General features: G+C 70.1%; 15 protein-coding genes. 8 read left to right on the top strand and 7 right to left on the bottom strand.

Going from position 1 to position 20,519, the window contains the following annotated elements; translation table 11 throughout:
* Entirely contained in the window at positions 1–1,266 is a 1,266-nt protein-coding gene (locus NE234_RS22925; protein ID WP_252782548.1) for a glycosyltransferase family 2 protein, read from the bottom strand.
* 1,057 nt (positions 1,267–2,323) lie between these two features.
* On the opposite strand from NE234_RS22925, the gene NE234_RS22920 reads away from it, so the two are divergent.
* A complete protein-coding gene (locus NE234_RS22920; protein WP_252782547.1) occupies positions 2,324–3,157 on the top strand; it encodes an SAM-dependent methyltransferase in 834 nt (277 codons plus the stop codon).
* Between the two features lie 81 nt (positions 3,158–3,238).
* Here NE234_RS22920 and NE234_RS22915 read toward each other — a convergent pair whose 3' ends face one another.
* Positions 3,239–4,348, bottom strand: coding sequence for a hypothetical protein (locus NE234_RS22915; protein ID WP_252782546.1), 1,110 nt, complete (start codon positions 4,346–4,348; stop codon positions 3,239–3,241).
* 123 nt (positions 4,349–4,471) lie between these two features.
* The gene (locus NE234_RS22910; RefSeq protein ID WP_252782685.1) at positions 4,472–5,299 is read right to left on the bottom strand and encodes an SAM-dependent methyltransferase; all 828 of its coding nucleotides are present in this window, start codon (positions 5,297–5,299) and stop codon (positions 4,472–4,474) included.
* Positions 5,300–5,476: 177 nt separating this feature from the next.
* Here NE234_RS22910 and NE234_RS22905 point away from each other — a divergent pair, with 177 nt between their 5' ends.
* From NE234_RS22905 to NE234_RS22885, 5 genes are all read left to right on the top strand, one after another.
* Positions 5,477–6,385 carry a helix-turn-helix domain-containing protein gene (locus NE234_RS22905; RefSeq protein ID WP_406567050.1) on the top strand — a complete coding sequence of 303 codons (909 nt, stop codon included), beginning with the start codon at positions 5,477–5,479 and terminating at the stop codon, positions 6,383–6,385.
* 70 nt (positions 6,386–6,455) lie between these two features.
* The gene (gene pabB / locus NE234_RS22900) at positions 6,456–8,825 is read left to right on the top strand and encodes an aminodeoxychorismate synthase component I (protein ID WP_252782545.1); all 2,370 of its coding nucleotides are present in this window, start codon (positions 6,456–6,458) and stop codon (positions 8,823–8,825) included.
* A 36-nt stretch (positions 8,826–8,861) separates the two neighbouring features.
* Positions 8,862–10,163, top strand: a complete 1,302-nt coding sequence (locus NE234_RS22895; RefSeq protein ID WP_252782544.1) for a serine/threonine-protein kinase — start codon at positions 8,862–8,864, stop codon at positions 10,161–10,163.
* A gap of 369 nt (positions 10,164–10,532) precedes the next feature.
* A complete protein-coding gene (locus NE234_RS22890) occupies positions 10,533–14,885 on the top strand; it encodes an NYN domain-containing protein (RefSeq protein WP_252782543.1) in 4,353 nt (1,450 codons plus the stop codon).
* Positions 14,886–15,005: 120 nt separating this feature from the next.
* Positions 15,006–15,272, top strand: coding sequence for a hypothetical protein (locus NE234_RS22885; RefSeq protein WP_252782542.1), 267 nt, complete (start codon positions 15,006–15,008; stop codon positions 15,270–15,272).
* A 15-nt stretch (positions 15,273–15,287) separates the two neighbouring features.
* On the opposite strand, the gene NE234_RS45420 is transcribed toward NE234_RS22885, so the two are convergent.
* The gene (locus NE234_RS45420) at positions 15,288–16,064 is read right to left on the bottom strand and encodes a mechanosensitive ion channel domain-containing protein (RefSeq protein WP_252782541.1); all 777 of its coding nucleotides are present in this window, start codon (positions 16,062–16,064) and stop codon (positions 15,288–15,290) included.
* Positions 16,065–16,209: 145 nt separating this feature from the next.
* On the opposite strand from NE234_RS45420, the gene NE234_RS22875 reads away from it, so the two are divergent.
* Together NE234_RS22875 and NE234_RS22870 are read left to right on the top strand one after the other, a co-directional pair.
* Positions 16,210–17,472 carry a cytochrome P450 gene (locus NE234_RS22875; RefSeq protein WP_252782683.1) on the top strand — a complete coding sequence of 421 codons (1,263 nt, stop codon included), beginning with the start codon at positions 16,210–16,212 and terminating at the stop codon, positions 17,470–17,472.
* Positions 17,473–17,484: 12 nt separating this feature from the next.
* A complete protein-coding gene (locus NE234_RS22870; RefSeq protein WP_252782540.1) occupies positions 17,485–18,804 on the top strand; it encodes a GH39 family glycosyl hydrolase in 1,320 nt (439 codons plus the stop codon).
* Positions 18,805–18,835: 31 nt separating this feature from the next.
* Here the strand turns inward: NE234_RS22870 and NE234_RS22865 are convergent, their stop codons facing one another.
* The 3 genes from NE234_RS22865 to NE234_RS22855 all read right to left on the bottom strand — a co-directional run bounded on the left by NE234_RS22865 (position 18,836) and on the right by NE234_RS22855 (position 20,484).
* On the bottom strand, positions 18,836–19,294 hold the full coding sequence (locus tag NE234_RS22865; protein WP_252782539.1) for a hypothetical protein: 459 nt from the start codon (positions 19,292–19,294) through the stop codon (positions 18,836–18,838).
* A gap of 5 nt (positions 19,295–19,299) precedes the next feature.
* On the bottom strand, positions 19,300–19,767 hold the full coding sequence (locus tag NE234_RS22860; protein ID WP_252782538.1) for a hypothetical protein: 468 nt from the start codon (positions 19,765–19,767) through the stop codon (positions 19,300–19,302).
* Between the two features lie 324 nt (positions 19,768–20,091).
* Complete coding sequence (locus NE234_RS22855) at positions 20,092–20,484, bottom strand: hypothetical protein (protein WP_252782537.1); 393 nt, start codon at positions 20,482–20,484, stop codon at positions 20,092–20,094.
* Positions 20,485–20,519 lie beyond the last annotated feature (35 nt).

The raw sequence follows: 20,519 nt of genomic DNA, 5'->3' as shown, positions 1-20,519 counted from the left end.
TCAGACCGCCTGTTCCTGCAGCGTGGCGGCGGTCTGCCCGGCCCCGCCGATCTGGTCGGAGGTGCGCGTCAGCCAGCCCTGCCGGTTCATGGTCACGAAGGCGTAGAGCTTGATCGGCAGCGCGATCAGCATGACCACGACCGCGGTCAGCGGCAGCAGCAGGATCTCCTGCGGGTGCCGCTTGAGGTGCGACCAGCCTCGGATGCCACGGCCGGCCAGCATCCAGCCCACCGACAGGCCGATGCCGAGCGGACCCATGTGCAGCCGGCTGAAGACGAAGTACCCGAGCGTGACGCCCATGGTGACCGGCGTCAGCAGGATCTGCAGCACGGTGACCTTGGTGACGAAGGGCGTCTTCCACAGCCAGCCCTTCCACAGGGCGGTGAGGTAGCAGCGGTAGGAGTTGCGGCTCCAGCGGACGCGCTGCTTGATGAACGCGCGGAAGCTCGCCGGGAACATCGACACCGCGCGGGCCGAGGACTGGTGGACGGTCTTGTAGCCCTGGGAGAGGGTGAGCCAGGTCAGGCGGCCGTCGTCGCCGGCGATGCAGCGGCGGCCCAGGAAGAACTCGTTCTCCAGGTGCTCCACCACGGGCAGGATCACGGACCGGCGGTAGGCGGCGGTGCGGCCGGACAGGCAGGCGACGCCGCCCTTGCTGCCCATGGCCGGGACGTAGTCGTAGTAGCGGAGGTTGACCAGCCAGTCCGCGATGCGCCGCCAGACGCTGGTGGTGCGCTGGTAGACGTTCTGCTGGGTGCCCACGCCGCCGACCTCGGGGTCCTCGAACGGCATCTGCACGGCGGCCAGCAGCCCGGGCTCCCACCAGGTGTCGGAGTCCGCGAACACGATGACGTCGTACTTGGCCGCCCGGATGCCCACGCCGAGCGCCGAGCGCTTGCCGGCGTGCTCGTAGACCAGCACGTTCAGCCGGGGGTCGGTGATCTTGGCGAGCCGGCGCTGGGCCTCGCGGTCCGCGACGTCGATCACGATGATGACCTCGTCCGGGTCCTGGTCGAGCCAGCTGCTCAGGCAGCGCAGCAGGATGTCCGGGTCCTCCCGGTAGGAGGGGACCACGACCGAGACGGTGGTCTTGAAACCGTTGATGACGGGCTTGTAGAACCGCGACAAGATCACGCGGTAGAGCCAGAGCGACCAGACCAGGAGACCCGCGAGGCCCAGCGGAACGAAGGTGTGCCAGCCGCCGCCGGCCGTCGCCGACGAGATCCAGGTCCAGGCATGGCTCGACCATGCGGTGATAGACGACAAGGTGATCCTTCCCCCGGCGCCGTCACCGGCGCCAACCCCAAGATCAGCTGGAGAGCCGGAGCTCCCCTCGCGCAACCGGGCCCCATTGCCCCACATGTCACGACAAACACGCTAGACCCCAAAATAACTATCAAACGTTCAAGTATCGCGACAAGTTCTCGACCGCAGCTGTAACGCCATCGAAACAGGAAAGGCGAAGCATGAAGCACGTTTCAGGCTTTCGTAGTGGAAGGTGGGTTGAATAGGAGGTTGGTTTTAAACCACCTCCAGGTGTCCGGAACCCGATGCCCGGCGCCGGGCCGACCGGCCGCTTGATGATCACGACTGGTCGCCGCGTCGCGCGGGCGTTCCCGGGGGTCGGGCGAACGCGCCGCGTATCGCCGGCGCCGAGTTATCGATGCCCCTTCGGGGGCGCGGGGCGCGGGCTTCGCCGGTGGCCGGGACGGTGCCGATTTCGGGTGATGGAAATGCCGGTAAATCTCCATTCACTTCGCGGTGTCGAATGCTCGATCGTGAGGCGTCGTCCCGTTTCGGAAGGCGCGCTCGTCTTTTCGGCCGAGCTTTTTGTCATGGCGCTCCGGTCATTAACGGGTGCTGCTCGGCCGGGCCCGCGGAATCCGTTCCTCGCCGCCCTCGGGCCGGATGGGGCGCTCGGGGGCAGGTCGGCCGGGTCCGGCGGCCGCGCGGACGTCTCTCGCCGAGCGGGTGCGGGGCCGGGATCGGGCGGTCGCGGGGCGCGCGGTCAAGACGTGAATCGCCCTCACGTCAGAAAACGGAAATTAACCGCTATTCGGGCAATCTGCGGCCCTGAGCGCGCCGGCGCGGACCGTGACCCGGGCCACACTGTCAATGGCCGGTCATGGTCCGCGGCGACCGGCCGGCGGGCCGTGGGCGGCCGCCGCCTGGGGCGGTCCGGGGCCCGGCGGGTGCGGCCGCCGTGGAGGGCCTCGGACCCGGCGGCCACCTGTGGCCGTGCCGCGTCGATAACCGAGCGGGCCGGGGCTCGTGGGCTACGTTCGCAGGGTTGGGGTCAACCGTTTTGGTAGGAGATGCGCCGATGCATGATGAACTGTCCCAGCCGGTCGAGCGCCCCAAGATCGACACTTCGGTGCCGCACTCGGCCCGGATCTTCGGGTACTGGCTGGGCGGCAAGGACAACTACCCGGTGGACCGGGAGGCCGGGGACCGCGTCAAGGAGCTGTTCCCGCAGATCGTCGACCTGGCGCGGATCGGCCGCCACTTCCTCGGCCGCGTGGTCCGGTACCTCGCCGAGGAGGCCGGCGTCCGGCAGTTCCTGGACATCGGCACCGGCCTGCCGACCGTGGACAACACCCATGAGGTCGCCCAGCGGGTCGCCCCCGAGTCGCGTGTCGTCTATGTCGACAACGACCCGCTCGTCCTCGCACACGCCGAGGCGCTGCTCACCGGACTGCCCGAAGGGGCGACCGAGTACATCCACGCGGACGTGCGCGAGCCGGAGAAGATCCTGGCGGACGCGGCCCGGACGCTGGACTTCGACCGGCCCGTCGCGGTGATCCTCATGGGCATCCTCGCCCACGTGGAGGACTACGACGAGGCGCGGTCGATCGTACGGCGACTGCTCGACCCGCTCCCGTCCGGCAGCTACCTGGCGGTCCGGGACGGTACGGACACGGACCCGGCCTACCGGGAGGCCCTCCGCCAGTACAACGCCACCGGCGCGGTCCCGTACCACCTGCGCAGCCCGGCACAGATCACCGGCTTCCTCGACGGCCTCGACCTCGTCGAGCCGGGCGTCGTGTCCTGCCCCCTGTGGCGGCCCGAGGTCTCGCCGCTGACCCCCGCCGAAGAGGTCGCCCTGTACGGCGGCATCGGCCGCAAAGGACGTCGTTCTCACCGCTCGGACCGGTGATGCCGGCGTCGTGCGCGCCGCCGCCCGTGGTGGTGGGAGGGCTCGTGCTCGGTGGCGCACCGCGACGGGCGGTCACGCCGTTCAGGTCCCGAGGCGCTTGCGCAGCTCGGACCACAGACCGTCCGCGGGCTGCTCGGGCGTGACGGACAACGACCACCGAGCGGACTCGGCGGCCCTGACGAGAATCAGTCCGGGCCCACAGAACCGGGCGCTTTTGAGGTTCTCGTCCGAGTAGCTGTAGATAAGGGTTTCGGGTCTGCTGCTGAATCTGCATCCCTCCCGGCGGCGGTGCTTCTTGAGACAGCGGTACTCGACCCGCCACGATTGCGCGGTGTCGATGTGGATGCCGAGAACGGCCGGCGCGTTCGACCGGTGGACGAGCACCTCCGAGCCGGTTCCCTGATACTCGCGCGGCAGTTCCACGGCCTCGCCGAGCGGACGCAGCCGGACCGTCCATGACCCGGTTCCCGGTCGTACCTCGGACGGAGCGATGCGTAGGTGCGTGGGAGCGTAGTGACTGTCCGGGGTGGTGGCGAGGTAGAAGCGAGAGCGCCCGCTGCCCCCCATCTGGTGGAGGTCGATGGTCTTCGGCTTGGCCTCTTCCGCCGGAACGAGCGCGGAGTCGAAGTGGGTGAAACCAGTACCGTGCCTGGTCACCTCCATGATCGCTCCCTGGCCTGGCTCGGGCCAGTCGATCGGGATCAGGTAGGTCCGCTCGTTGCTCCCCGAGTAGGAGAACCGCTCCTTCTGGAACGGCTGCGGAGCAGGCGGCTCGCCGCGGTCGCGCGCGGCGCGCGAGACGTCGATGGGCACCGGTAGCCCGTGGGCGCGGGCGTCGAGCCGGACGAGGGCGTTCCTGGCGTAGGCGAGCTCCTGCCGGACCCGCTCGGAGTCACGGGCGTCGAGCGCGTCCCTGGCGTTCCCGTAGGAGTCGAGCGCCCGCCCGTAGTCGGCCAGCGACTCCGGCCGTACGTCCGGCGCGGCCGGATCGAAGGTGAGCTGGGCGATCTCTTCGCCCAGTTCGGTGACGACCTCGGCGAGTTCCGCGATCCGCCGGTCCCGCTTGCTCACGTGCCCGTTCCGCGCGACGGCCGTCGGCTCCGGCGGCGACGAGGCCCGCGTCACCCGGATGACGAGCAGGATGAGCAAGACGCTGGCGACACCCAGCACATAGCCGAGCCCGACCTCCACGACGGCCTCCCGACCGACGGACGCTCCGGGGGACGAAGCGCAAGATCGCCTCATCGTAGCCCCCGTCCCGAACCAGCCGCTGACCTGCCGTCATCGGTCGCCCCGGCGGCGGGCGTTGGAGGGTCAGGGCTTGCGGCCCACCCCGCCGAGCGTCTCGACGCGGGGCGGGATGCCGAAGGGGCTGTGCTCCGGGCGCCACTGGGAGACGGGCACCACGCCGGGCTCCAGGAGCTCCAGGCCGTCGAAGAACCGGGTGATCTCCTCCGGAGAACGCAGGTGGTACGGCACGGCGCCGCCGCGGTTGTACCGCTGGTGCGCCTCCCGCCGTTTGGGATCGGCGTCGGTGCCGTCGTTCAGCACGAGGTGGCTGCCGGACGGCAGGGCGTCCAGCAGCCGGCGCACGATCGCGTGCGGGTCGTCCCGGTCGTCGAGGTGTCCCATGATGCCCATCAGCATCAGCCCGACCGGGCGGCCGAAGTCGAGGGTCTCGGCGGCCGCCTCGAGGATGCGGTCGGGGTCGCGGACGTCCGCGTCGATGTAGTCGGTGGCCCCCTCGGCGGTGCTGGTCAGGAGGGCGCGGGCGTGCGCCAGCACGAGCGGGTCGTTGTCGACGTAGACGATCCGCGCCTCGGGAGCGACCCGCTGGGCGATCTCATGGGTGTTGTCCACGGTCGGCAGGCCCGTGCCGATGTCCAGGAACTGCCGGATTCCGACGTCCTCCGCCAGGTGGCGCACCGCGCGGGCGAGGAAGTGCCGTACGGCGCGGGCGGCGTCGACGATCCCCGGGAAGATCTCGGTGAACTCGTCGCCGGCCTGCCGGTCGACGGGGTAGTTGTCCTTCCCGCCGAGCCAGTAGTTCCAGATGCGCGCCGAGTGCGGCACGGTCGTGTCGATCTCCGGTGGCGCCGGTCGTTCGGGCTCGGCGGGGGAGGAGGGGGGCCGGTGGTCGATTCCGGGGTGCTGCCGATCGGATGCGTGCGCGTCGTCGGTCACGGGGAAGACCTTTCCTCGATGCCGCGGGAGGGATGCCGTAGGGCAAACCGTCCAATCCGGTTCGCACGGCCGAGGCTATCGTGAGAAGCTTCGGAAGCGATCAGTGTCGGCGACGGTGGAGCGGAGAGAGACGGCATGGTCACTGGCCCCCTCGCTGGTGGCGTGGCCGACAGCGCTCTGCTGGCCTACCGCCAGGCCGGTCCCACGGTGTTGCGGATGCTCGTCGGCGCCCAGCTCCGCAGGTTGCGCGAGGCCAGCGGCCTCACCTGCCAGAGCGCGGGCGCGGCCATCCAGGCGTCACACTCCAAGATCAGCCGACTCGAGCTGGGACGGCGCGGTTTCAAGCAGCGCGACGTCTCGGACCTGCTGACGCTGTACGGCGTGGACGGCGGCGCCGAGCGCGCGACCCTGCTCGAACTCGCCGAGCTGGCCACCGCGCCGCCGTGGTGGCGGGAGTACGCCGACGTGGTCCCGCGCTGGTTCGAGGACTACCTCGGGCTGGAGCAGGCCGCCAGCGTCATCCGCACCTACGAGGTCCAGTTCGTTCCCGGCCTGTTGCAGACGCCGGAGTACGCCCGCGCCGTCGTCCGCCTCGCCCATCGCGAGCAGCCCGAGGCCGTCATCGACCGGCGGGTCGCGCTCCGGATGAAGCGGCAGCGGCTCCTGCTGCACCGGCCGAACCCGCCCAAGCTCTGGGCCGTGATCGACGAGGCGGCGCTGCGCCGCCCGATCGGCGGCGCGGACACCATGCGCGCCCAGCTGCGCCACCTCCTCGAGGTCGCCGAGCTGCCGAACGTCACCGTCGAGGTCATGCCGTTCAGCGCCGGAGGCCACGCCGCGGCGGGCGGCCCGATCACGCTGCTGCGCTTCCCCGAGGACGACATCCCCGACGTCGTCTACCTCGAGCAGCTCACGAACGCCGTCTACGCCACGAAGACGACCGACGTCGACTACTACTGGCACGTTCTCAACCGCGTGGTCATCGAGGCGGAGCCGCCGAACGCCTCAGTGAAGATCCTCCAGCGGATCCTCCGCGAGACCTGAGCCCGGCGCGGCACGGGGACATATCCTTCGAGGTGAGCTCCGCGGACACCGGCGAGAGATTTCGCGCTCGATGCGAACCCTGCTGATCGATAACTTCGACTCCTTCACCTACAACCTCTTCCACCTGCTGGCCGAGGTGAACGGACGGCCGCCCGTGGTCGTCCGCAACGACGTCGAATGGTCCTCGCTCGACCCGCGCGACTTCGACGGCGTGGTGATCTCTCCGGGGCCCGGGCGTCCCTGCCGGGAACGGGACTTCGGGGTCAGCGCCCGCGCGATCCGCGACTGGGACCGGCCCGTGCTCGGGGTGTGCCTCGGCCACCAGGGACTGTGCGAGCTGTTCGGCGGCACCGTCGGCCACGCCCCCGAGCCCGTGCACGGCATCGCGTCCCCCATCCACCACGACGGGCGGGACCTGTTCGCGGGCATCCCCTCGCCGTTCACCGCCGTCCGCTACCACTCGCTGGCCGTGACCGCGCTGTCGGAGGAGTTCGAGCCGCTCGCCTGGACGCCCGACGGCGTCCTCATGGGCGTACGGCACCGGCGGCGCCCGCTGTGGGGCGTGCAGTTCCACCCGGAGTCGATCGGCACCGAGTACGGCCGGGAGCTCCTCACCAACTTCCGCGACCTCGCCATGGCCGGTGGCCTCGCCGGTGTCCGTGACTCCGCGGAGGTCCATGGCCCCGCCGGCGTCCATGACCCCGTCGAGGTGCATGGGCCGCTGGAGATGCCTGTCCTCGCCGAGGCCGGCGGCCTCATCGACGCCCGTGACGCCGCTGCGGTCCGTGGCCCCGCAGGCCACCGATCCCGCCCGCTCGTGCGGCCGGCTCCCGGCGTGCGCGCGCCGTCCGAGCGGCCGTACCAGCTGCAGGTGCGGCGGATCGAGCGGGCGCCGGATCCGGAGGCCGCCTACCAGGGCCTGTTCGCGGGCCGGCCGCGGAGCTTCTGGCTGGACGGCGCGGCCGGGGCCGCCGTCGGATCCCGCTTCTCGATCATGGGGGACGGCACCGGCCCGCGGTCGGAGTACCTGACCTACCGCGTGCGCGAGGGGACCGTACGGGTGGAGCGGCCGGGGCGGTCCGTCGAGCTCCTCCCAGGGCCGTTCCTCGACCGGCTCGACGAGCGCCTCCGGGCGCGCGCCCTGCCGCCGGACGACCGGCTGCCGTTCGACTTCACCCTGGGCTACGTCGGTTACCTCGGCTACGAGCTGAAGGCCGAGACCGGCGGCACCGCCGCGTACGACGCTCTGACGCCCGACGCGGCCCTGCTCTTCGCCGACCGCGCCGTGGTGTTCGACCACCGGGAGCGCACCTGCCACCTGCTGTGCCTCGGCGAGGGTCCTGAGGACCCGCACGCCGCGGCGTGGCTCGACGAGACCGAGGCACGCCTGCTGCGCCTGCCCACCGCGCCCGCCGAGGCCGCCGAGGGCGGACCCCTGTCCCGGCCGGTCCGCGCACCGGCCGAAGGCGAACCCCTGTCTCAGCCGGTCCGCGCACCCCTTGAGGGCCGGCCCTTGTCTCAGCCGGTCCGCGCGCCCGCTGCGAGCGGACTCCCGGCCGCGCCGGACCGTGCGCCCGCGCTTCCGTACGAGCTGCGTCACGGTGAGGACGCCTATCTCAAGCTCATCGGCGAGTGCGCCCGGGAGATCCACGACGGCGAGTCGTACGAGATCTGCCTGACCAACCAGGCCGTCGCCCGCGTGGCCGCCGATCCGCTGCGCACCTACGGATTCCTGCGCCGGGTGAGTCCCGTCCCGTACGGCGCGCTGCTGGACTTCCCGGGCGTCGCGGTGCTCAGCGCCTCACCCGAGCGCTTCCTGTCCGTCGGCGCCGACCGCGTCGTGGAGTCCAAGCCGATCAAGGGCACGCGACCGCGCGGCACGACGCCGGAGGAGGACGCCGCCCTCCGCCGCGACCTGCGCGACAGCGCCAAGGACCGGGCCGAGAACCTGATGATCGTCGACCTGGTCCGCAACGACCTCGGCGCGGTCTGCGAGGTGGGCTCGGTGCACGTGCCGCGCCTGTTCGCCGTCGAGACGTACGCCCCGGTGCACCAGCTCGTGTCGACCGTCCGTGGGATGCTGCGGCCCGATGCCTCCGCCGTCGACTGCGTACGGGCGGCGTTCCCCGGCGGCTCGATGACCGGTGCGCCGAAGCTGCGCACCATGGAGATCATCGACCGGCTGGAGGGCGGTCCGCGCGGGGTCTACTCCGGCGCGCTCGGCTGGTTCTCCCTCAGCGGCGCCGCCGATCTGGCGATGGTCATCCGGACGATCGTGATCACGCCCGAGACGGTCGGGTTCGGGGTCGGCGGGGCGATCGTGGCGGCGTCCGATCCGGCCGCGGAGTTCGAGGAGACGCTGGTCAAGGCGAGGGCGATGGCCGTCGCGCTCGGCCTGAGCACCGCGCCCGGCACCGGACGACGCTCTCCGAGGAGGTGATCCGCGGCGGCCGGTGTCGGTATCGTGGCGCGAACGATGACTGTCACATTCGGCCCCACCACGGTGCTCGGCGACCGGTACCGCCTGGTCGCGCGCATCGCCGTCGGCGGCCAGGGTGAGGTCTGGCGGGCGGAGGACACCGCCCTCGGACGCCCGGTCGCGGTCAAGCTCCTGCGCGGCGAGTACGCCGACAGCGCGGAGTTCCGCCAGCGGTTCCGCCTGGAGGCGCGGAACGCCGCCGCCCTGTCGCACCCCGGCATCGCCCAGGTCTTCGACTACGACGAGGGCCAGGGCGACGAGCCGCCGTACCTCGTCATGGAGTACGTCGAGGGTGAGTCCCTCGCGGCGACGATCGCACGGGACGCGCCGATGCCGCCGGACCGCGTGCTGGAGATCATCGCGTCGGCCTCGGCCGCCCTGGCGGTGGCGCACGCCGCCGGGCTCGTGCACCGCGACGTCAAGCCCGGGAACCTCCTGGTGGGCCGCGACGGCACCATAAAGATCACCGACTTCGGGATCGCCCGCGCGGTGGACGCCATTCCGCTCACCCGGACCGGCATGCTGATGGGCACCCCGCTGTACCTCGCGCCCGAGCAGGCGACGGGCAAGCAGGCGACGGCCGCCGCCGACCTCTACGCGCTGGGCATCATCGCGTTCGAGCTGCTCACCGGCCGGCCGCCGTACGAAGGGCCGGCGACCGCCGTGCTCGTCGCGCACCGCGACACCCCGCTGCCCGAGCTCCCAGGGTCCGTGCCGTCCGGCGTCCGCGACCTGGTCGGCGCGCTGACGGCCAAGGACCCGGCGGCGCGGCCCGCCGGCGCGGCGCTCGTCGCCGACCGGGCGGCCCGGCTGCGCGCCGATCCGGGCGTGACGATCGCCGGCGGCACGCGGGTCGACGGGGCCACGGTGCCTCCGGCGTACCCGGTCGGCGCCGCGGTGACCTCCGCTCCGGTGGGCGTCGCGTCGGGTCACCCGTCGCTCGGCGCACTGCCGGATCACCGGCCGGGCGGCGCGACCCAGGTGCTGGCGGTGCCGCCGGTCGCCGACGAGCCGGCCCGGCGGAGCCGGGCGCTTCCGCTGGCGATCGGAGGGCTGGCGATCGCCCTGCTGGCCGGGGGAGTCGGCTGGTTCGCCCGCCCGACGTCACCGCACCACCCTGCCACCACGCCGTCCTCGGCGCCCGTCTCCGCGCGCCCGGTCTCCTCGCACCCGGTCTCCCGGCCGTCGCCGACCGCGCACCGGAGGCCCGTCCACAAGGTGCAGCCCCCGCCGAAGCGCACGATGCCTCGCCCGCCGAAGTTGAAGCACAAGAAGCCCGGGCACGGCAAGCACCACTAGATTCGCGGCCGCGAGGCCATGGATCGAAACGGGTCACGACCGACCTCGCGCGTCGCCGTGATCGGCGCACGCAACGATCGGCGTCGTTTCCGTCAGCTCGGGTCGTCAACGTGTTCGGACCGAATCCGCCATTTAAGACGGCCCTGATCAGGCCAACTTCTTGATCTAGTAATTCCGCGGTCCGGCGACTGATTCACATCGGTCGCTGCGCTGTAGGAAGATCAACTATTTGCGCCCTTCCAGCCGCTTCCCCCGTGCGAGACCCGAGCGTATAGTGAATGCAACTAACGGGGCGTTCACATCAATGACGCAAAACTATGCGGCCTAGTCCGCTAACGCATTATCCCTGACCTGCAACGAAGGTATTCCATGCGTAAGTGGCGATTCATTACAGGTGCTGAACTAGAGGATCTCGTCGCAGCTGAGATCGACAAAGCGAGGGACCTCCTCGGTCTGCTCCGGCCGGACGAAGGCGAGCAACTGGCCACCGTGCTGGACAAGTTAAGCGCCTTGGCGCCGAGTGACGCGCTCGCCGATGGCGACCTGACGACTCTGACCGATGGCCTCGTCGCCATCGCCTGTGCGCAGGCGGATCTCGACGAGACCGAGGACGCGCTCGACAGGCTCAACGTCGCACACGAGCTGGCCCGAGGGGGCCGGGTCGGCGGCGGCCCGTCACGGCAGATGCGGCTCTGTCTGCAGATGGCCTGCGACGTGATGACCCGGCAGCAGGTCCGGGAGATCGGTGCATCCGAGGACGGATCGGTCGATGCTCTGATCACCGAGCTCGAGGAGCTGATCAACGAGGTCCACGGGCAAGCGATCACTCTTCAATACCGGATCAGGATCAACGAAGTCCTCCTGCGTGAGTTGGAGAGCCTGCGCGAGGCGAACAGTGGGGATGTCAATTTCGAGCAGCGATTGGTTCGGAACAACATCACCGCGGTGCTCGGGCTCATTCTTCCTCATCACATGAAGAGCGTTCAGGCGAGGTGGCGGGAGATAGCCCGGCATGTCGCACCCCACGCCCTGCGCTTCGCAGAAGAAGAATACGCGTTGCCGCAGCCTCTGACGGACCTGCTCGGGCGGGAGTCGCTGGAGCGACTCGAAGAGGCGGTGTCCTCCGGTGACAACAGCTCACTCATCGATGCGTTGGCGGACGTGGAAGACCTCCTCACGGGCAACCTCCTGCTGAGGCTGGACGCCACTCCCGAGGTCATCCCTCCAGAACGCAAGGTGTTCTCCCGGCCGGGAGTGCAGGATCCCCAGTGGCTGAACGCCAAGAGCAAACTCGACCGTAACAATCGCGACGCCATCATCGATCTGCGCAACCTGTGGCTTCGCCGGGGACAGAACGTCTACACCCGGATGTGGCTCGCGTACGCCTTGGTCAAACTCGGCCGTCCGGCTGAGATTCACGAAGCCATAAGCCTTTACCAGGGGGTAATCGACGACGAGCGGTTCGACCGGGAGCGCAATGGCAGTGCCTACTGGAACCTGGCCGTCTCACTCAGCCGGGTGCCCGCGCGGGCCGCTGACGCACTCGAAGCGCTGCTGCCGGTGCTCGACCTGGAGCGCCACCCTGCCGGCGCACTGGACCTCGCCATGCTCTGGGCGGAACAGCAGGGGCGGACGGACGTCCAAAAGCGGTTGTACGCGAAGTTCCGCTATCCGGAGGCACGTCTGCTCGGCGCCCTGTGGAGCGCCCGCGAAGGCATCGAGGGCGGCGAGCGCACGGCTTCATCGGAGCATCTGCGCAGGCTGGGTGCGCTCCTGAGCAATCCCGACCATGAGTTCCCGAACCCGGCAGAGCGGATCGATGTCCGCAAGCTCGATCAAGCGGCGAGAGACTTCGTCGGGCTCAACATCCTGGACGCCGGCATCGAATGGTTCCAGCAGCGGTTGACCTACCCGGGCGAGTTCTACAGTTACAAGAACTGGGAGTGTCTGGCCGACCTGTATGAGCACGCGGGGGATTTCGCCGGTTCCTGGCGGGCCAGGTGCCAAAGCCTCGAGCGAACACTCCGGACCAGTGCCAAACAACGCCGGCCCGAGATGGCCAGCGGCCCGTTCAAACGCCTCCTCACCTGGGGAATGCGTCACGGCTTCCAGGAGGACGCCCTTCGGGAACTCCGCAAGCACTGGCAGAAGACCACCCTCAGCCAGGGCGAGGTACGGGTCTGGGAGGAGAAGCTCGGTCCGGTCGGCCCGGTGGGCTCGCGGCAGGCGGGCTCCTCCGCGGCGAGGCCGACCGGCGGCTCGGATCGAACCCGTGGGCCGCAGCCGGACGGGCTCAGCGCCGCGGCGGCCCAAGAGATAGTGGACCGCCTCGCGCCACGCTTCGAACACGTCTCTTCGGCCCAGGGCCTGTCCGCTTTGACCGCCGAGACCGACGAACTCCTGACCGCCGCCGCCGCTCTCGGCCGGTCCGGCCCCCAGGCGGCGATCAAGGCGATCCGCGCGATCTCCGCCCTGGCGGCAGAGTTCCAGCGCGGTGTGAACGAGAAGCGCGCCCAGGCGCTGGACGCGGAGATGCGTGAGCACGGTCAGGCCCTCCAGCAGGTGCTGGACGGGGTCCCGCTGGAGTTGCGGGGTCTGGCGCGGGCCTCGCTGAACGTCGTGCAAGGGCTCGCGGCCCACTTGCGCGGGGTCCCCGACCTCAACCTGACGATGCCGGCCGATCTGCACATGACATTGACCGCTCGGGACGTCAGGACCAGGTTGGCTGTCCGGCTCCACAACCCGGCCGTCGAGTCGGCCCGGCGGGTCCGCGTTGCGTTCAGCTCCGAGACCCCCGAGCTGACGGTGCTCAATCCACTGGTCACTCTGGACGAGATCCGGCCGGAGGAACGGCGGCTCGTCGATGTCGAGGTTCAGTTGACCGGCGCGCCCGCTCCGGCGGCCTGCAAGGTCCTCTGCCACGTCACCTGGGACTCGCTCGGCGTCGAGCGGGAGGTCCACGCACGCGCCGACGTTCCGGTCGGCCCGCCGGGTGATCCGGTACCCGTGACCGAGCGGTTCGTGCTCGCGGCACCTGTCGCGGCCGACCGAGTCGATCTCTTCCAGGGCCGAGATCGGGAGCTTCGCGAACTGCGCGAGGCATTCGCCGGCGGACGGATGCGGCGGCTCTATTTCGTGAACGGAATCCGCAAGGTCGGTAAGTCCACGCTCGTACGCCACCTCGGCAGGGTCTGTGCCCCAGAGGTACTCACCCTCATGGTCGACTTCGACATCGACACAGGGCTGAACGACAAACGGCTCATCCGCGAGCTCCTCCGCAAGGCGCAGCATTCGCTGCGGGAGTATCCGGAGTTCGCCGACTACGAGATCCCCCTGCCGGGCGCCGCCGACTTCGAACTCGACGCGCCGTGGACCGTCTTCGAGACCTCACTGCGGGACCTGCAACGCCGGACGGGACGGCAGATCCTGATCTGTTTCGACGAACTCCAGGAGGTCGTCAGGCGCATCAACGACCCCTCGGAGGAGCTCAGCGGCAGCATGCTGTCCTGGCTGCGCACGAAGGTCCAGTCCGAGTCCGACCTGCTTTTCCTGTGCACCGGGTCGGAGTCGTACGACGCGACCAAGCGCCGGGTGGAGAGCCGTCTGTGGGCGAACATGCAGCCGTACAACATCTCGTTCGTCGATAGATCGGCCATGACGCGGATCGTCACGGTCCCCCTTCAGCGGGACGAGGTCCGCTGGCTGCCTGAATCCCTCGACCTGCTGTGGGACCTCACCGAGGGCCACCCGTGGGTGATACAGGTGCTGGCCGCCGGTGCCGTCACCGCCCTCAACCGGGAGCAACGCCGGGTGGTCCTGCCGGGAGACATCATCCGCGCCGCCGACGTCGCGGCCACCGAGTCGCGGGTGAGTGACTGGTGGTGGAACGAAGAAGAGGGCGTGGTGACCGAGGCGCACCGGCAGATCGCCTTCCTGATCCTCAAACACCAGCCCGGCCCGCGCCGCGGAGTGACCACGAGCGAGTTGTTCCAGGCGTGCGCTCGCTCCGGTATCCAGTCACCCGGAATGTACGTCGACACGATGGCGGCGCTGGAACTCCTGACCCTCGAGGAGTCCGCCGACGGCGACCGCTGGCGCATCCGTGGCGGGTTCCTGGAGCGATACCTCGAGAGCCTGCTCGCCCGGGTGATCAGCGAAGCGCAGGTGGACACCTCGGCGAAGGCGGCCAACCAGCCGCTCGGGGTCTTCCTCGACGTGGAGAACATCAAGCGCTCGCTCATGGAGCTCATCGAAGAACGCCCGGTCGATGAACGGATCCGGCTCCAGCGCCGGATCCGCGGTGACGAGTTGGGGAACCGACTGCTGAAGGCGGCGGCCCGGCACGGTAATCCGGTTATCAGGTGGGCCGTCGCGAACTGGCATGTGGCCTACCTCGAGGGCGACCAGATGTCCTACAAGTCCGCCGGTTACCAGCCGGACATCGCCGGCGCGGACAAGGCCAACGCCTCCGACCATGTCTTGAAGGAGCACATCCATGCCGCACTTCGCGACAACGAGTTGAGCGCCTTCGTCATCGGGACCGGGGACGGCGACTACCAGGCCATCACTCAGACGCTGCAGTCGCAGGGCAAGTACCTGGTGCTCTGGGCCACCCGGAAGAACATGAGCAACGCCTTCGGGGCCAATCTGCGCAGCAGCGACGGGACGCTCGTCGTCGAGTTCCTGGAAGACATCGTCTTTTCCGACGACGACCTCACTTGACAGTCCTTTGACGGCTTACGCATTCTGAAGGGAGGCAAGCCACACCTCGCTTCCTTATATCTCCTCGGCACGCGTCCGCTCAGCCGGAGCCGGCGTGCGAGCGAGAACAGGAGCGGGGAGATGCGAGGACTGGGTAGCTTCACCGCTGGAGCCGCCGTCGGAAGCGCGTCCCTTCAGCTCGCCGAGCACGCCGCCGGCGGGTTCTCGCTCCTCTTGGTGCCGGTGCTGTTGTACTGGCTCCTCATCATCTTCCTCGCGCTGGCCGCCGTGTTCTGCGGGCCGGCCCGGCGCCGCGCGGCCCGTGCCGTACTCGAACTCCTGATCAGCCATGGCGCACGCTCCACGAGCCGGCCCCGCCGGTCTGGTGCGCGGCGACGTGGCACTTGATCCGCCGGTGGCCGGTCAGCGTCCGGTTGCCGTTCCTTCGTCGTGGCTCCGTCCGTCGTTCTCCGCGCCGGCCTGAGCGGCGACGGCTGACCCGGTGACGATGGTCGCGTCGGTGCTCGCCGTCTCGCCGGCCGAGGGCGTCCCTACGGCGGGGTCGGGGGCGGTCGGCGGGCCGACGGCGGCGGACAGGACCTGGGCGTTCGGCAGGTGGTAGTCGCCGTCCTCGGACTGGAGCAGGACGTACGTCAGGCCGATCTCCAGCACGGTGCCCTGGAACTCCCCGCCCAGCGGCCCGGACGACAGGCGTACCTCGTCGCCGACGGTGAACGGCCTGGACAGCAGCAGGATGATGCCCGCGAAGAGGTTGGCGAGGGTCTGCTGGGCCGCGATGCCGACGAACACCCCGGTCAGCGCGCCACCGAGCACGAGCTGCCCGACGGGCAGGCCGAGCAGTTGCAGCGTGAGCACGAGGGTCGTGAGCCCGCCGATCAGCACGAGGACGAGCCGCACCATCGTGGCGTGGCTGGTTCCGAAGCGGGGCAGCAGGAGGTCGCGCGCCCGGCCGGACAGGCCCAGCGTCGCGGCGAACGCCAGCAGGCAGAACACCACCGCGCACCCGACCGCCGCCAGTTGCCAGGGCAGCCGCTGACCGTCGGGCAGCCGGGCCTGCTGGCGGGCGAGGATCGACCCGGCCATCGCGAGGACGGCGAGCACCGCCGCGATGATCGAGCGCCATGGCCGTGCCCTCCTGCGAACCCGGGCGACCTGGTCGGCCAGGTGGATCTGGTTCACGCACGACCACCTTCACGAGCTTCGGAACCTGAATCGCGCGCATCCTAACGCCTCGTGGTTGGCACGATCCGGCCGATAACGCGTCAACCGCGGTCGTACGGGTTAGCGTCCAAGGAGGTGGTACGTGAACCACGATGGGGGTCTCATGGGCGCGCGAACCCGGGCCGAAGAGCCTGACGTCGACCTCGCCGGACTGGAGTTCTGGGCGCGCCCCGCCGAGGAGCGGCTGGCCGCCTTCGCGCGCCTGCGCTCGTGCGACCGGCCCGTGTTCGTGAAGGAGCGGCGGGTGCCGTTCGTACGGGACGGGCGGGGCTTCTACGCGCTCGTACGCCACGACGACGTCGTACACGCCAGCCGGAACGCCAAGGTCTTCAGCAGCGAGCCGGCGGCCACGTCGCCCGAGCCGCCGCCGTGGATCGTCCTGCTGTTCGGGCGGCCGATGGTGAACATGGACGACCCGCGTCACGCCCGGCTGCGGCGGATCGTCTCCCGCGCGTTCACCCCGCGCCGGCTCGCCCGCATCGACGAGCACATCGCCGCGACGGCCCGGGCGATCGTCGACGACGTCCTGGAGCGCCGGTCGGGCGACTTCGTGGCCGACGTCGCCGCCCGCCTGCCGATCGCGGTGATCTGCGCGATGATGGGCATCCCGGAGCGGGACCACCCGAAGGTCGCCGCCTGCGTGGACGCCATGACGGAGTACTCCGGGATCCGCGGCGACGTCGTACGGCTCCGCGCGCTCCGCCTGCTGGCGGGCAACCTCAAGGCCATCGTCGTGCTGCACCGCCTGGTCGCGCGGCTGGGCCGCGAGCGCCGCCGCCGGCCGGCCGACGACCTGGTGTCGGCTCTGGTCACCGCGGACATCGACGGCGAGCGGCTGTCGCTGCGCGAGCTGGGCGCGTTCTTCGACCTGCTGCTGGTCGCCGGGAACGAGACGACGCGGAACGCTCTCGCGCACGGGCTGCGGCTGTTGACCGACCATCCGGACCAGCGGGCGCTGCTGCTGGCGGACTTCGACGGCCGGATCGGCGGGGCGGTCGAGGAGATCGTGCGGTACTCCTCCCCGATCATGCAGTTCCGGCGTACGCTGACCTGCGACTACGAGATGAACGGGCAGTCCTACCGCAAGGGCGACAAGGTCGTGCTGTTCTACGGATCCGCGAACCGGGACGAGAGGGTGTTCGCCGATCCGGACGTCTTCGACATCACCCGGAGTCCGAACCCGCATGTCGGCTTCGGCGGCCCGGGACCCCACCTGTGCCTGGGAGCCAACCTGGCGCGGCGGGAGCTGACCGCGATGTTCCGTGAGCTCTTCACGCGGGCGCCGGGGATCCGGGCGACCGGCGAGCCGGAGTTACTGCTGTCCGGCTTCGACAACGGCATCACGCGCCTGCCGTACGAGATCTGAGGCGAGTCCGCCGTGGCCATCCGCAAGCGCCTGCCGATGCTGATCATCTGCGCCACTCTGCTGGGGGCGCTGGCCGCGACCCTCGGATTCGCGATCCAGCGCGCCTCGGAGGGCCGGGAGCCGGCGCGCACGGTCGGCGTCGTGGGGGCCCGCGGCCTCGGCGACTGGCCGGTGTGGGGCTTCACCCACACGGACTACAGCGCCGACGTGGGGCCGGCCAGCGGCACGGCCGCCTCCGCCATCGCCGGCCGCCCGGTTCTGCAGAACCAGCACATCATGGGCTGGGGCGCCGGCAACCCGGAGCCCGCCCCCGGGACCTTCGACTTCCGCTCGCTCGACCGGCGCATGGACTACATCCGGCGGACCCACGGCGTTCCCGTCATCACCCTGTGCTGCGCCCCCGACTGGATGAAGGGCGGCACGCCCGGCCGGACCGACTGGAACACGCTGGAGGTCGCCCCGACCCGTGACCACTACCGGGACTTCGCCGCGCTGGCCGCCACGGTCGCCCGGCGCTATCCGGACGTGCGCTACTTCGCGGTGTGGAACGAGCTCAAGGGCTTCTTCGACCAGAAGGCCGGCCGGTGGCGGTACGAGGACTTCACCGACTTCTACAACACGGTCTACGACGCGGTGAAGGCGGTGAATCCGCGGATCCGGGTCGGCGGGCCGTACATCCCCATGTACAGCTATGTGGGAGGCGGCCACCGGTCGGCGGTCAGCGGGCCGTGGGGGAGCGTCGACCAGCGGGTGATCGACGCCATCGACTACTGGCTGGCGCACAAGCACGGCGCGGACTTCATCGCCGTGGACGGCCCGACGGCCAGTGACGACCGCGACGTCTACCCGGACGAGGTGACCGCCCTGGACAAGCTGGGCGCGATCGACGCCTGGCTGCGCTCGAAGACGAACCTGCCGATCTGGTGGGACGAGTACTACGTCGAGCCGCAGAGCCTTCCGTGGACCGAGAGGAAACGCGTCGCCATCAACGCCGCGGCGCTGATCGAACTGGCCCGGACCGGCGTCAGCACGGCCCTGTACTGGAACAACGAGGCACAGGACGCGCGCTGCCAGGGCTGCCTGTGGATCAGCACGCTCGTGTCGAACGGCGGTGCGCCGGGAGGCATGCTGACCCTCCTGCAGGACTTCGCCCGGTGGTTCCCCGCCGGCACACCGCTGATCGGCCTGTCGTCGGCCGACCGCCGGGTTCGGGTGCTCGCCCAGCCGCGGGAGGCGGTCGCCGTCAACGTGAGCGATCGCCGGGTCCGCACCCGGATCGGCGGAGATGAGGTCACGCTCGCTCCGTACGAGATCCGCTGGCTGGACGGTTAGCGGCCCGGCGATCGTCGTTCAGCTGCTCCGTTCACCGCCGGAAGTGCCGGAAGCGGTACGGCCGGTAGTGCCGGAAGTGCCGGTGGCGGTACGGCCGGTAGTGCCGGAAGTGCCGGTGGCGGTACGGCCGGTAGTGCCGGAAGTGCCGCCGGTAGTGCCGTCGGAAGTGACGCCGATGACGGCGGTAGTGGCGCCGGCGGTGGTGGTCACCCCGCACGACGGTGACCGGTCCGGTTCTGTCCTGGGCGACGCCGGCGGGTGCCGGTGCCTCAGGGGCCGTGCCCTCCGGTGCCGCCGCCACGCGGGAGGCGGTGCTCCGGTCGAGGTCGGACTGCGCGCTCGCGGGCGTTCCCGCGAACACGACGGCCGCCGTGGCGGCGCCGAGCAGGCCGACGATTGCGCTCTTCTTGATCAGCACATCGAACTCCTTCTTGCAGAAGGGACTGTCGGGTTCTTCTCGGGCCGGGACCGGCGCGAGAAGAGCGTGCACGCGGGTCAGTCGACGAAGGCCGCGGCGTCGCCCGCCCGCGCGAAGGTGCCGCGTCTGCCTACGACGGCCGTGACGCCATCGCCGAACCCGTCGACCCCGTCGATGAACCCGTCGCGTCCGAGGAACCCGTCGCGTCTGACGAAGCCGTCGCCGAGGAACCCGTCACGACCGAACCGGTTGCAGCAGCCACCGCCGCCGAAGAAGCGGTTGGGGCGGTTGACGTTCCTTGCCACCGCGACGTTGTTGTTCCGGTTGATCACGCGGACCGGGACCACGACGCGGGTCACGTTGATGTTCCGGTTGTGGTTGCGCGAGAACACCCGGTGACTCGCGACGTAGCGGTGGTATGAGCCCCAGCGGTGGTGGCCGTGCCCGGTGAGAGCCTGGGCCGACGCGGGCGAACCGGTGAGCAGGATGCCGGCTGTAGCGGCGGCGATGGCGAGACCGCCGGCAGCGCTTGTCGTCTTCAGCACGTTCATCTCCTTGTTGCCGGAAATGGCCCGATGGCCATGAGTGCCCGTTTTGGGCGCCATAGCCGTACTTTCCCGGCGACCCCCGCAATGCGGCAACCTTGGCGTAACTTGCCGACAAAAGCGGCGAAGACGACACCAGCCCCGGGGCGGGATTTCATACTCCCTGCCCCGGGGCTGGATGTTCTGTCGGCGCGTCTTTACCGGCCGATGCCGCTCTTCACAGAAAAGGCACCTTAAAACCACCATGTTCCAGTGCGGCATCCCTCTCGGCGCAAACCGCCGACGTGGGCCCATCAGACGTCAGACCGAGCGGAGGTCAGCGGATCAACGGCGGTCCTGGTTCTGGTTCTCGTCGAACTGCCGCTGGTTCTGCCGCTCGCGCTGGTTCTGCCGCTCGAACTGGTTCTGCCGCTCGTTCTGGGCCTGGTCGTTCCGGGCGACGGCGACGTTGTTGTTCCGGTTCCTGAGGCGGAGCCGGATGTAGTTCCAGGTGCTGTGGTTGTTCCAGGTGAAGGAGTTCCAGCGGTTGCCGAGGGCGCCGAAGGCGGCGCCACCGAAGCCGCCGCCACCGCCACAGCAGCCGAAGCCGCCGCCGCCGAAGCCGCCGCCGCCACCGCCCCACTGCGGGGCGACGGCCGATGCGGGGGAACTGGTGAGGATCGCGCCTGCGGCGCAGGCGACCACGAGGCCCCCCAGGGTGAAGGACTTCTTCGACATCTCAATCTCCTGTCAGTGCTCGATCGGACGATGTG

Origin of the sequence: Actinoallomurus rhizosphaericola (assembly GCF_024055675.1) — a bacterium.
Lineage (GTDB): Bacteria > Actinomycetota > Actinomycetes > Streptosporangiales > Streptosporangiaceae > Actinoallomurus > Actinoallomurus soli.
The sequence above is the reverse complement of the archived record's forward strand: the minus strand, read 5'-3'. Positions and strand labels throughout refer to the sequence as shown.